Raw genomic sequence first — 12280 nt, 5'->3', positions numbered from 1 at the left:
CATGTACGAACCGATCCGCGCCAAGTCGGTCCACAGCACGGTGGACGGCCCCAACCCGGACTTCCCCCACCGTTCCCGTGAGGAAGAGCTGGACATCCAGCTCGCGGGCCATCTCGCCGCCCTGCTCGCCGTCACGGACGAGCTGCGTGCGGCGCAGGCCTCGGCCGACCTGGACACGGCGGCGGAGCGGCTTGCGGAGCAGGTGGGCCGGCTGCGCGGCGGGCGCACCCCGGTTCGCGCGCCGATGAGCGGTCGGCGTGAGCGGAGCACCGAGGCCCTGCACCGGCGGGCGCACGCCCTGGCGGGCCGCGCGCTGGTCGTCGCCGCCTCCCGCGCCGACACGGCGGCCGCGATCCTCGCCGCCGAGCGGATGGACGCCCACACCGCGGCGCTGGAGTCGCGCGCACTCGCGTCCCGCTGAGCCCTCCGGGGCTCCCCCTGACGGCCCCGGTCCGCGCGCACCCGCAGCGACGCGCGGACCGGGCGCCACCTTTCCGCGTCGGCGTGAGCCGGGTGTCCCCCTCGACGCCCCGGGCGGCCACCGGTTCAGCTCAGCGGCGCAGCGCCTCGACGGGTGGGATGCGGGACGCTCTCCACGCCGGGTAGAGACCGGCCAGCAGGCCGGCGACCAGGCCGAGGATCGGGGCGGCGGCCAAGGTGACGGGGTCGATCACCGGCGTCCACTGCCGCGCCGCGGCGACGGCGACCACGACGACGACGCCGATCGAGGTACCGACGAGACCTCCGAGGAGGCCGAGCGTCGCGGTCTCGGTGAGGAACTGCAGGGTGATGTGCACGCCGCGCGCGCCCAGAGCGCGTCGCAGGCCGATCTCCCCGGTCCGTTCCAGCACGGCCACCAAAGTGGTGTTCGCGATGCCGACGGCCCCGATGATGAGGCACACCCCTGCGAGGAGAAGGAACAGCTGGCTCAGGTCGTCGCTGACCGCGGTGCGCAGGGACCGCGGGTCGGGAGGCGCGGTCACCTTGAAGTACTCGGGGTGGTCCGGGCGCAGGGCTACGGCCGCCTCGTCCGCGATCTGGCCGGCGGCACCGAGCTGAGTCGAGATCAGCATCTGCGCCCCCTCGTCCGTGGGGGCTCTCCATGTCCGCTCGGCCACCGAACGCGGCACCGTGATGGACATCAGAAGCTCCGGCTTGCGCTCGACGTCCTTCAGAATGCCGATCACGGTGAAGGCGGTGCTGCCGATGAAGACGGCCGGCTGTGTTCGCAGCGTGGTGATGCCGAGACGTGCCGCGGTGGCCTGTCCGATCACGGCGACCGGCTGGTGGTGCGTGTCGTGAAAGCCGTCGAAGGCCCTGCCCTCGGCGAACTGGGCCCCTGACGCCTGCCAGATCCCGGGAGAGGCGGCGATCACCTGCGTCTGGGCGTCGACGCTGTTGGCCGAGCCGACGGGGGCGGCCCGCACCGCTTCCTGTGGCCCGAGCCGGACAGCCCAGGAGACACCTGCGGCGAGCGCGCCGTTCAGCCGGGTGACGCGGGCGTCGGCGTCCCGCGGGAACGACAGGTCCCGGGCTGCGGTGCCACCGGAACCGATGTCCGTGACGCTGACCTCGGTGGCCGTCAGCGCGTTGAACCGATGGTCGATCTGCGAGGTGGCTGTCCCGGTGAGACCCAGGACCGCGATGAAGGCGCCGACACCGAGAACGGTTCCGAGGGCAGTGAGAACGGACCGGGCCGGTCGCTGCAGCATGCCGGCCACGGCTTCGGACAGCAGATCGCGTACGGCCAGCCGGGACCGTTTCGGGGCGCTGCGGCGGTGCGTCGTCATACCGCCCCCGACCGGTGGCCGGAGTCGTGGAGAACGCCGTCGCGGATCGTGACGGTGCGTTGTCCGTGCTCCGCGACCTGACGGTCATGGGTGATCACGACGATGGTCATGCCGTCGCGGTGCAGGGCGTCCAGCAGGTCGAGCAGGGATGCGGACGTGGCGGAGTCCAGATTCCCCGTCGGCTCGTCGCACAGCAGGAGGGAGGGCTCCCCCACCAGGGCGCGTGCGACCGCGACGCGCTGACGCTCGCCGCCCGACATCTGGGTGGGGAGGGCGGTGGCACGGTGCGCCAGGCCCACGCGCTCCAGGACCGCGGTAGCGCGCGCACGGCGCTCCCGCCGGGGAACAGCCCGGTAGACCAGGGCCAGTTCGACGTTCTCCAGCGCACTGCGATGGGGCAGGAGGTGGAAGGCCTGGAAGACGAACCCGATCCGTTCGCCGCGCAGCGCGGCCAGACGAGAGGCGCTCAGGGCGGCCGTGTCGATCCCGTTCAGCAGGTACTGGCCCTGCGTGGGCACGTCCAGGAGCCCCGCGATGTTCAGCAGGGTGGACTTGCCCGAGCCCGACGGCCCCACCACGGTGACGAACTCCCCGTCCGCGATGCGCAGATCGCAGGGGCGTAGGGCGTCGACGGCAGGAGGACCGGGGTATCGGAGTCCGACGCCACGGAACTCGATGACGGCGCTGTCCTCGGTAGTGGTGGTCACGGGCGGCCCGCAGTCGCTCTCGTCTGCACGCCCACGACGACCCGGGCACCGGCCTCCAGGCGTGCGCCCTTGCGCGGAATGATCTCCACGTACCCGTCCCCCGACACACCAACGGTGACGGGGATCCGGCGCTCCTTGCGCCCTGTCCTCTCGGTGACGCTGGTCAGACCGTCGGCACCGGTCGAGACGGCCGACGAGGGCACGGCGAGCACCTTCCCCCTCGACGAGGCCGCCACCACGGTCAACTGCACGTTCTCGCTGTTCAGTTTCCTGGGCAAGGGCCGGGAGGGTGTCACCTCGACCGTGTACCTCTGCTCGCCCGACTCCTCGCCGCCGTCGTCTTCCGCGGTGGCACGTTCCAAGGCGACGGACTTCACTTCTCCGCTGTACTCGCGGCCCGCGGTGTCGGAGTAGATCCGCACCTTCTGCCCCACGCGAATCATCCCCTTCTCCTGCGGTGTCACGGAACCCTCGACGGTGAGTTCGCCGGAGGACAGGGACAGCAGATTCTCCCCGGCCTCGTCCCCCACTTCGGTGCGCACTTCCTCGACGAACGCGGGGAAGGAACGGACGAAGACCACTTCCGACATCGGGAAGGTGGGAAGGGCGCGCGGCGGGGCCTCCTCGGGCTTCGCCTCCGGGGAGGCCGATGCGCCGGGCTGTGGAGCCTCGGCCGGGCTCACGCTCCCGGGAGCCTCGGTGACCGGAACTTCATAACCGATGGAACGGTAGAAGGACGTCAGAGCCCGCGCGGTGCCCGGGCCGAAGACTCCTGAGAGGTCGTTGCCCGTGGGGTGGCCGGAGCCGTGGAGCGCCGACTGGAGCTGGGCGACGTCCTCGCCGCGCTTGCCGGGCACGAGGTCACGGTAGGCGGGGACGGCGCCCTTGAGGACGAACAGCGGACGGCCCGAGACTTCGAGAAGCACCTGCCCGGCAGTGAGCTTCCGGCCGGGAGCGGACGTGACCTTGGTGACCACCGACCGTCCGGCGTCCTCGCCTGCCCGGGGTCCGGAGGAGATGTCCGTGCGCTGGGAGGCGGTTACCTTCCCGCGGGTGATCAGGGCCTGGGAGATCACCCGGTTCTCCACCTCCGCCGTGAGGATGTCCGGTGGCGGAGGGGCCGTGTCCGCGGCGACCTGCGCCGGGGACTTGATGAGAAGGGTGGCGCCCGCGCCCGCCCCAGTACACACGAGACATGCCAGCACCAGGAGACCGAGAGCCTTTCGGCGCTGGGCCAGGCCACGAGAACGCATCAGGAGCCCGCTATGACTCGGGCGGCCTTCTTCACGGCCGAATTCAGGGATTTCCTCTCCCCGTTCAGCCGCTCGGCTCCCGACTCGATCTCTTCCTTCTGCATCGCCACCTCGGCGTCGAACCAGACCTTGGCGACCTTGGTCTTGTCCCGGCAGGAGATGTCAGCGGTCGCGGTGCTGATCTCCAGCGGCGTGACGCCCTGCGAACCGAACCGCGGGTCGTCGCTGGCGTCGAGCGGCCGCGCGTAGTCGAACCCGCTCTTCTTCATGCAGGCGGACCAGGCCTCGAACGCTTCGACGACCTCGGGGACCTGCTGGGACCGGGCGAAGGTCTCATTGCTGATCGTCTGGGCGATCGTGGTGTTCGCGCCACCGGCGGAGATCTTCCGGTCGGCCTCGCCGAGGCAGCCGCCCTCGGGTACGGGCTTGCCCCCGACCTCCTTGACGCCGCCCTCCAAGGCCCGCGTGTCCGGGCCGGTACCCGACGCACCGTCCAGGGCGCCCTTCTCGACGGCCCGGTCGTACGCCTCCTGTTCCTCGGCCGCCGGCTTGTACCCCCGCTCCTCGGCGAGCGCCATGTCGTGAATGCCGTAACGCCAGTCGACCAGGGTCTTGCCGCCCAGACGTGGCAGGTCGGCGGCCGGCTCCCAGGAGAAGCCGAAGCCCTTCATGCAGGTGCCGACGAGTATCTTCCGTGCCTGCGAGATCTGCTTCCGCTCGGTCTCCGACGGCAGATAGCCCTCGATCGGGAGCACCCATGTCGCGGGATCGGCCGCGTCGAACGGAACCGTGGGCTTCGGTGTCGCCACCGACGGCTTCGCCGTGGTCGCGTCGCCCGAACAACCGGTGACGGACACCACAGTCGCCGCGATCAACAGCGAACCGACGCCTGCCCGCCTGGCCTTCATACGCATGGGAGTACCTACCGCTGGAGGGACTACTGGGGGGAAGAGGAGAAAGTGCGGCGACGGCGGCCCGCTGCCGGCAGCGGGCCGCCCCGTGTGCCGATACGGATCAGAGGGTCTGCCAGGCGAACGAGGCGTTCTCGTTCTTCGTCACCGAGAGGTTGGTCTGGGAGCGCGGGCTGGACCAGTCCGCGGAGCCCTTGTAACCGCTGTTGTAATACGTCACGGCGTAATAGGTCGAGTGCTTGTTCTTCACCGACGCGGCGTTGTTCTTGATGCCCTGCAGGTTGCCGTTTCCGCCGTGGCAGAACTTCAGCGGCTGGGTGCCGCCCTGCGGCGCCCCGCCGATGCGCTCGTCGGCGAAGTCCCAGACGCTGTAACCAATGTTGCGGTAAGCGCCGCCGTAATTCGAGTTGTAGTAGATCGCGTACTTGAAATCGGACGCCGCCTGGGACTTCTGACAGGCTTCGGGGCTCATCTGGTTCTCGAAACCGGTGTTGGCATGGGCGGAAGGAGTCACGAACGCCCCCATCACCACGGTCGCCGCTGCCACGAGAGTGAGTTTTCTCTTCATTGCCTTCTCCTTGGTGGTCCACTGTGAAATGGAAAAGCCCGGGCCAGGCGCGAAGCGGCGTCAGGCCGCCTTCCGCTGGCGGCGGGCGAGGGCCTCGGCGGCCGAGCGGCGGCCCTTCTCGTGGACGTCCACGACAGTGCCGGCGCCCTCGCCCGGAGCCCGGTCGCCGCCGGCGCGGAGGCGTTCGGCGACGGCGGTCAGGCGCTTGTCGTCGGGGCCGACCGCGAGGTAGAAGAGGGCCTCGTCGACGGCGCGGTCGTCGCCGCCCCAGCGGACCACACCGTCGAGTTCGGCGAGGATGTCGCGCAGCACCGCGAGCTCCAGGGGGAAGTAGCCGCCCTTGGTGCCGGGCGGGTAGTGGCCGGGCCGGATCCGGACGGCGGTGCCGGAGGCCAGGTTGCGGACGGGCCCGCGCAGCCCCTTCGGAGCGGTCCAGCCGACGGCCTCGCCGGGCTGGAGCTCGGCGATCTCGTAGTGGAAGCGGCGGACGACGTGGACCAGGACGGTCTCGGGAGCGCCGAGCCGGACCTGCAGGTCCGTCACGGGGGTACCGGGCACGGGCCGGGTGGCGATGGATCCGCCCCGGTCGGCGGCGGTCTCCATGTCCCAGCCGTTGGCCGAGTCGGCCCCGGCGAGGAGTCTCTTGTTACGGGCCTCGGCCCGGGCGACGCCCTCGCGGACGGCCTTGGGGAAGGTGTAGTCCCGCGGCTCGGCGGCGTACGCGGGGGTGACCAGTGCCTGCGAGTACGGGACCGCCGCCGCGGCGGCGGTGACGGCGGCGGCACGCAGCAGGAAGCCTCTGCGGGACAGCGGGGCGGGAGCGTCGCTCACGTGGTCCTCTTCTCGGGGTGCTCGGGTGTGGTGGTGCGGCGGTGTTCGGCGAAGGCGATCAGAGCGAGCGTCACCGCGATCACCGCACTGACCGTCATCACGGGCGCGATGAAGCCGGGGACGGCCGCCGCGTACGAACCACCTGACGACATGCGGCAGTCGAGGGCGGGCGGCAGGTAGGACACGCTGTAGCCGCTCACCTGCCCGTACAGCGCGAGGTTCGCGTCCTGGCAGGCCTGGGCGGTGCCGCTCTCGTCGAGGAAGAGCGACACCAGACCCCAGATCCAGGCGACCGCGGCGAGGGCTCCGGCGAGCGCGGCGCCGCCGCGTGCCACCGCCCCCGGACCGCCCCTGCCGATAGCCGGGAAGCCGTACCCGACGAGAGCGAAGGCGGTCACGGCGGCGACGACGATGCAGAGCAGCAGGGGCAGGGCGGCGGGATACGAGGTGGTCATGGCGTCCACCTCACCCGCCGGCGAGCTGCCGGACAAGGTTGTTGTACTTCTCGAAGATGTGGTACAGCCCCATGCGCTTGGCGGCATGAGCCTCGGCCTCGTCGCCCCAGCCCTGGTAGCGGCGGATGATCTCGAAGATCTCGCCCTCGGTGTAGTTCAGGCTCATGGCGCGCAGCTTGGTCTCGCCGGCCGGAGGGTTCTGGCCGCCGGGCTTGCCCGCGACTCCCCAGAGGTGGATCAGCGGCACGGTCCGCATGGTGAAGGCGTTGTCCTTGTTGACCTTCTGCCACATCGTCCAGATGTCGGCATCCTTGGTCGGATCGAGGCGGGTGCCGGTGACGAAGCCGTTGTCGATGCAGTGGTTCCAGGCGCGGATGCCGTTCGCGCCGCTGATCTGCCCGATGCCGGTCGAGGAGTCCTTCTTGATGCCGACGCCGTTGAGGTGGTACTGGGCGACCGCGTGGTCCACGCCCTGGTCGATGAGGTCGTAGTGCCGCATCTCCCAGTAGGCGGAGGTCTGGATCATCGCCTTGCGCATGTTGTACGCACGGGACAGCTGGGTGGTCTGTGCGTCGTGCGACATGATCGTCTCGAAGCACTGGGTGTGCGTGAAGAGACGCGCGTTGGCGCCGGTACCGCCGTCGTCCTCGTAGCCGATGCTGCGCATGTACCGGCTGAGGTCCGCGTGCAGCGCGTTGAGGAAGGAGCCGTCGAAGCCGACGTCGGGGCGCGGCGGCCGGGGCGCGTTGAAGGAGGCCTGGCCGGTGTCGCGGCCGGAGGCGATGTTGACATCGATCTCGATGGAGCCGGCGCCGGAGCCGACGGTGCGGGTGACGATCTGGTCGTACGCCCAGTCGGCGGGCAGCGGGTAGCCGAAGTTCCCGGAGAAGCCGGAGGACATGTCGGAGACGAAGGAGGCGGTGGAGTGCCCGGCCTCGCCGACCCGGGTACAGACGTTGCGCGGCCCGTACACACCGACCGCGAACTCCGCGCCGTCGGCGGCCAGCGCGTCCACGATGCCCTTGAAGTGCGGCAGGACGTTCGACGTCACCTCGTGGTCAAGCGCGTCGAAGTCAACGGCGAAGAAGATCCGGGTGCCGGGCTTGAAGCCGTGGTCGAGGGCGGCGTTGGCGGCGGCCTGGCCCGCGGCCCGCCCGGCGCCGTAGTTGAAGCCGGCGGCGTCCCTGCCGTACGTCTGGTAGATCGGGAAGCAGCGTAGGCCGTTCGAGGCGATGGTGGCCAGCTCGCCGGGCTGGATGGCCTTCTCGGGGAGCGAGGTGGCGCTGGGGTTGGTGAGGTAGCGGCCTATGTACTTCACGCCGGCCGCCTTGAGGGTGGCCGCGCGCGCGTCCGTGATCTTGGTGACGCCGTCGCAGGCCTCGCCGCTACGGCTCTGGTCACCGTAGGAGACGAGGAGTGAGGCCCAGGTGGAGAAGTCGCCCTTACCGGTGACCGGGAGCTTCGCGAAGGACTGGAAGCTCTGGACGGCGGTGGAGACCGCGCTGGTGAAGTTACCGAAGGCGACCGTGCGCTGGTTGAGAATCATCGCGCCGGTGAAGAGCCGTGCCCAGTTGCCGGAGCTGCCGACCGACAGGGTGTGCGACTTGAGCCCGGACTGGGTGCCGGGGCCGAAGACACCGTTGGCGACCCCGTCCGCCATCCCCATCTCGTACTGGACGGCGAAGAGCATCGACTTGGCGACGTCGCGCGAGTGGTGGCCGTCGCAGGGGATGACGTAGTAGTCCTTGCGCAGGACGTACTGACCGTTGAGCCACTGCTGCACCGAGCGAACCGAGTTGGAGCCGCCGCTGACGGTGACGTACGCGTCCATGTTGAACAGGCCCTTGATGACCTTCGGCCACAGCGCGCTGCCCGGGTAGACCGCGCTCAGCCCCATGTCGGCGATGAGCTGGGTGACGGACTGCTGGACGCGGGCGCTGTAAGTGCCGTCGATGGCGCTGCCGTCGTAACCCTTGCAGTACAGGGCGGACTGGAGGATCCGGCAGAAGTCCGCGTGCGGCACGTTGTTGGCGTCGATCTTGCCGTACTTCTCCGCGATGGCCGCCAGGGTGGCCGGCCCGAAGCTGTTCGACAGGTTGGTGATGCCGAGTTCGTACTGGAGCGCGCGGGTCAGGGCGTACATGGTGGGCCAGCCGGTCTGTCCGTTCTCCTCGACGGTCATGCCGATGCGGCTGCCGTACACGCGGTTGATGAAGACCTGGGCTTGACGCACCATCTCGTCGGCCATGAAGCGCCCTCTCGGCTGTGGATGCGGGGCCGCGCCTGGATCGGGCGGCACTTGGTGGGTTGAGCGGCACTGGGCGGGTGAGGTCCCGCTGTTCGGACCGGGCACCTGGAGCGAAGGGCGCGCGTCGGATCAACGCCCCAGCGGAGTCGCTCACTTGACCATGTCACAACCGAGGCATCAGAAGATCTTGGATTGATCCCACCAATCACACCCAGACCGGACCCGGCGGGCGACCAGTTGTGATCGACCCGTACCCAAGGTGAGGCCGAAGGTGTGCACAACCTTTCGCGCACTCAGGCGTCCCAACTGCATGAACACATAAGGAATGTGTCGCGCCGTCACCTCGTTGGCCGCGCACCCGCCGTGAGGCGGCGCCGGAGCTGGTGCGACGCCCGCCTGTGAGCAAGGGGGCGCGACGGAGACATGCGAAAGGCAGGGGTCCGCACGCCGTTGTGCGAACCCCTGCCGATGGTGTTGTCACCGCGGCCGGCCGTGACGATGTTGCTGGTCAGGGCACTGTCGGTTCCAGCCGGCCGCGGAGTTCGGGGGTTGGGGTCAGCCCAGGCGCTGCACCAGCGCGCGGTACTGGTCCCACAGTTCCTTCGGCGTGTGGTCGCCGAAGGTGTTGAGGTGCTCGGGGACCAGGGCGGCCTCCTCGCGCCAGACCTCCTTGTCGACCGTGAGCAGGAAGTCGAGGTCGGACTCGGCGAGTTCAAGGCCGTCCGTGTCGAGGGCGTCCTTCGTCGGCAGGACGCCGATCGGGGTCTCGACGCCCTCCGCCTTGCCCTCCAGGCGCTCCACGATCCACTTCAGGACCCGGGAGTTCTCGCCGAAGCCGGGCCAGACGAACTTGCCCTCGCCGTCCTTGCGGAACCAGTTGACGTAGTAGATCTTCGGCAGCTTGGACTGGTCCTTGTCCTTGGCCACGTCGACCCAGTGAGCCATGTAGTCGCCCATGTTGTAGCCGCAGAACGGCAGCATCGCGAAGGGGTCCCGGCGCAGCTCGCCGACCTTGCCCTCGGCGGCGGCGGTCTTCTCGGAAGCCACGTTGGCGCCGAGGAAGACGCCGTGGTTCCAGTCGAAGGACTCCGTCACCAGCGGCACGGCGGTGGCGCGGCGGCCGCCGAAGAGGATCGCCGAGATCGGCACGCCCTTGGGGTCCTCCCACTCCGGCGCGATGATCGGGCACTGCGAGGCCGGGACGGTGAAGCGGGCGTTGGGGTGCGCGGCCGGGACGCCGGACTCGGGCGTCCAGTCGTTGCCCTTCCAGTCCGTCAGGTGGGCCGGGGTCTCCTCCGTCATGCCCTCCCACCAGATGTCGTTGTCGTCCGTGAGGGCGACGTTGGTGAAGACGGAGTTGCCCCACAGGGTCTTCATCGCGTTGGCGTTGGTGTGCTCGCCGGTGCCGGGGGCGACACCGAAGAAGCCGGCCTCGGGGTTGATGGCGTAGAGCCGGCCGTCCTCGCCGAAGCGCATCCAGGCGATGTCGTCGCCGATGGTCTCGACCGTCCAGCCGGGGATGGTCGGCTCCAGCATGGCGAGGTTGGTCTTGCCGCAGGCGCTCGGGAAGGCCGCGGCGACGTACTTGGACTCGCCGCGCGGCGGGGTCAGCTTGAGGACGAGCATGTGCTCGGCGAGCCAGCCCTCGTCACGGGCCATGACGGAGGCGATGCGCAGGGCGTAGCACTTCTTGCCGAGCAGGGCGTTGCCGCCGTAGCCCGAGCCGTAGGACCAGATCTCGCGGTCCTCGGGGAAGTGCGAGATGTACTTGGTCTGGTTGCAGGGCCAGGGAACGTCCGCCTGGCCGGGCTCCAGCGGGGCGCCCAGGGTGTGCACGGCCTTGACGAAGAAGCCGTCGGAGCCGAGCTCGTCCAGGACCGCCTGGCCCATGCGCGTCATCGTGCGCATCGAGACGGCGACGTACGCCGAGTCGGTGATCTCGACACCGAGCGCGGACAGCGGCGAGCCGAGCGGGCCCATGCAGAAGGGCACGACGTACATGGTCCGGCCACGCATCGAGCCGCGGAACAGACCGCCCTGGCCTTCGGAGCCCTGGAAGATCTCCCGCATCTCGGCGGGGGCCTTCCAGTGGTTGGTCGGGCCCGCGTCCGCCTCCTTCTCGGAGCAGATGAACGTCCGGTCCTCGACGCGCGCGACGTCGGTGGGGTCGGAGGCGGCGTAGTAGGAGTGGGGGCGCTTGATCGGGTCGAGTTTGCGGAAGGTGCCCTTCTCGACGAGCTCCTCGCACAGTCGCTCGTACTCGGCCTCGGATCCGTCACACCAGACCACGTTGTCCGGCTGCGTCAGTTCAGCGATCTCGTTGACCCACGAGATCAGTCCCTGATGGGTGGTGGGGACGGTGGGAGCCGCGATATCGCGCGCCACGATTGCTCCTAAATGAGGGATTTTTTGTGATGTGGAGGCCCCGTGGGGGCTGCGACCCGGACGCTTCGGTGGATCTTGGCGCTCATCCGGTGCCGACCGCACTCATTTGATCATCCGACGTACGCGCCCATCTGTCCAGAGGAGCGCACAGGTGAGCAACGTGAGGCTCGCCACGGTTTCCGCGCGCCGCTTTGCGTGCACGTTGCGTTCACCTGGCAGTCCGTTTGCGTGACCATCACCGGGCCGCGGTGAGAGGATGGCCACTCTTCACCGGTCAATCGGCGGCACCGACACGCCACTTACGGTTCCGTAGCTACCATTCGGCCATGACTGCGTTCGTCCCCGACGCGCCCACGGACTCGGCGGCCGACGGCCACGGTCCGAAGGCGCTCTCCCTGCCGCATCCGGTCAAGCCGAAGCTGCGCGGCTGGTTGCACCTGGGCATGTTCCCGGCCGTTCTGGTCGCGGGCCTGGTGCTGACCGCGCTCGCCGACTCCTCCAGAGGGCGTATCGCCTGCGGGATCTTCGCGCTGACGGCCTGCCTGCTGTTCGGTGTGAGTGCGCTGTACCACCGGGGCGACTGGAGCCCGCGCATGGACGGCGTGCTGCGCCGGCTGGACCACGCCAACATCTTCCTGATCATCGCGGGCACGTACACGCCGCTGACCATGCTGCTGCTGCCCGGCACCAAGGGGCAGTGGCTGCTGTGGGGCATCTGGGCCGCAGCCGTGGCCGGCATCCTCTTCCGGGTCTTCTGGGTCGGCGCCCCGCGCTGGCTCTACACGCCCTGCTACATCGCCATGGGCTGGGCGGCCGTCTTCTACCTGCCGGACTTCATGCGGACCGGCGGCATCGCCGTCCTCGTCCTGGTCATCGTCGGCGGCCTGCTCTACAGCGCGGGCGGCGTCGTCTACGGCATCAAGAAGCCGAACCCGTCACCGCGCTGGTTCGGCTTCCACGAGGTGTTCCACTCCCTCACCCTGGCGGCCTTCATCGCGCACTACGTGGGGATCTCGCTGGTGGCGTACCAGCACGGGTAGCGGCTGCCTCGTAGCACAGGGCCACGGCTTTCCGAGCCGTGGCCCTTTCTCATGCCCCCACACGTTGACAGTGGGAGTCTTATGAGAGTAAC

General features: G+C 69.5%; 11 protein-coding genes. 2 read left to right on the top strand and 9 right to left on the bottom strand.

Annotated elements, in window-relative coordinates:
• The first annotated feature begins 1 nt into the window (after position 1).
• Complete coding sequence (locus A4E84_RS25705) at positions 2-421, top strand: SCO4983 family protein (RefSeq protein WP_062928809.1); 420 nt, start codon at positions 2-4, stop codon at positions 419-421.
• Positions 422-551: 130 nt separating this feature from the next.
• On the opposite strand, the gene A4E84_RS25700 is transcribed toward A4E84_RS25705, so the two are convergent.
• The 9 genes from A4E84_RS25700 to A4E84_RS25660 all read right to left on the bottom strand — a co-directional run bounded on the left by A4E84_RS25700 (position 552) and on the right by A4E84_RS25660 (position 11148).
• Positions 552-1790 carry an ABC transporter permease gene (locus tag A4E84_RS25700; protein WP_062928808.1) on the bottom strand — a complete coding sequence of 413 codons (1239 nt, stop codon included), beginning with the start codon at positions 1788-1790 and terminating at the stop codon, positions 552-554.
• A complete protein-coding gene (locus tag A4E84_RS25695; protein ID WP_062928807.1) occupies positions 1787-2497 on the bottom strand; it encodes an ABC transporter ATP-binding protein in 711 nt (236 codons plus the stop codon). The genes A4E84_RS25700 and A4E84_RS25695 overlap by 4 nt, the downstream gene beginning before the upstream one ends.
• On the bottom strand, positions 2494-3750 hold the full coding sequence (locus A4E84_RS25690; protein ID WP_062928806.1) for an RND family efflux transporter: 1257 nt from the start codon (positions 3748-3750) through the stop codon (positions 2494-2496). The genes A4E84_RS25695 and A4E84_RS25690 overlap by 4 nt, the downstream gene beginning before the upstream one ends.
• On the bottom strand, positions 3750-4664 hold the full coding sequence (locus A4E84_RS25685; protein ID WP_062928805.1) for a hypothetical protein: 915 nt from the start codon (positions 4662-4664) through the stop codon (positions 3750-3752). Before A4E84_RS25685 ends, A4E84_RS25690 begins: the two co-directional genes overlap by 1 nt.
• 100 nt (positions 4665-4764) lie before the next feature.
• Entirely contained in the window at positions 4765-5229 is a 465-nt protein-coding gene (locus tag A4E84_RS25680; protein WP_062928804.1) for a hypothetical protein, read from the bottom strand.
• 60 nt (positions 5230-5289) lie between these two features.
• Positions 5290-6060, bottom strand: coding sequence for a twin-arginine translocation signal domain-containing protein (locus A4E84_RS25675; protein ID WP_062928803.1), 771 nt, complete (start codon positions 6058-6060; stop codon positions 5290-5292).
• On the bottom strand, positions 6057-6515 hold the full coding sequence (locus tag A4E84_RS25670; protein WP_063827577.1) for a hypothetical protein: 459 nt from the start codon (positions 6513-6515) through the stop codon (positions 6057-6059). The genes A4E84_RS25675 and A4E84_RS25670 overlap by 4 nt, the downstream gene beginning before the upstream one ends.
• A gap of 10 nt (positions 6516-6525) precedes the next feature.
• Positions 6526-8763 carry a glycoside hydrolase domain-containing protein gene (locus A4E84_RS25665; RefSeq protein WP_062928801.1) on the bottom strand — a complete coding sequence of 746 codons (2238 nt, stop codon included), beginning with the start codon at positions 8761-8763 and terminating at the stop codon, positions 6526-6528.
• Positions 8764-9318: 555 nt separating this feature from the next.
• On the bottom strand, positions 9319-11148 hold the full coding sequence (locus tag A4E84_RS25660; protein WP_062928800.1) for a phosphoenolpyruvate carboxykinase (GTP): 1830 nt from the start codon (positions 11146-11148) through the stop codon (positions 9319-9321).
• Between the two features lie 326 nt (positions 11149-11474).
• On the opposite strand from A4E84_RS25660, the gene trhA reads away from it, so the two are divergent.
• On the top strand, positions 11475-12188 hold the full coding sequence (gene trhA, locus A4E84_RS25655) for a PAQR family membrane homeostasis protein TrhA (protein WP_062928799.1): 714 nt from the start codon (positions 11475-11477) through the stop codon (positions 12186-12188).
• Positions 12189-12280: the final 92 nt, after the last annotated feature.

The organism is Streptomyces qaidamensis (assembly GCF_001611795.1).
GTDB classification, from domain to species: Bacteria; Actinomycetota; Actinomycetes; order Streptomycetales; family Streptomycetaceae; genus Streptomyces; species Streptomyces qaidamensis.
Note: the sequence above shows the minus strand (reverse complement) of the source record. Positions and strands in the feature narration are given on the sequence as shown.

Excerpts from the sequence above, each read along its gene's own strand:
- A4E84_RS25705 (WP_062928809.1), top strand. The coding sequence starts at position 2 with ATGTACGAACCGATCCGCGCCAAGTCGGTCCACAGCACGGTGGACGGC.
- A4E84_RS25700 (WP_062928808.1), bottom strand. The coding sequence starts at position 1,790 with ATGACGACGCACCGCCGCAGCGCCCCGAAACGGTCCCGGCTGGCCGTA.
- A4E84_RS25690 (WP_062928806.1), bottom strand. The coding sequence starts at position 3,750 with ATGCGTTCTCGTGGCCTGGCCCAGCGCCGAAAGGCTCTCGGTCTCCTG.
- A4E84_RS25685 (WP_062928805.1), bottom strand. The coding sequence starts at position 4,664 with ATGCGTATGAAGGCCAGGCGGGCAGGCGTCGGTTCGCTGTTGATCGCG.
- A4E84_RS25680 (WP_062928804.1), bottom strand. The coding sequence starts at position 5,229 with ATGAAGAGAAAACTCACTCTCGTGGCAGCGGCGACCGTGGTGATGGGG.
- A4E84_RS25670 (WP_063827577.1), bottom strand. The coding sequence starts at position 6,515 with ATGACCACCTCGTATCCCGCCGCCCTGCCCCTGCTGCTCTGCATCGTC.
- A4E84_RS25665 (WP_062928801.1), bottom strand. The coding sequence starts at position 8,763 with ATGGCCGACGAGATGGTGCGTCAAGCCCAGGTCTTCATCAACCGCGTG.
- trhA (WP_062928799.1), top strand. The coding sequence starts at position 11,475 with ATGACTGCGTTCGTCCCCGACGCGCCCACGGACTCGGCGGCCGACGGC.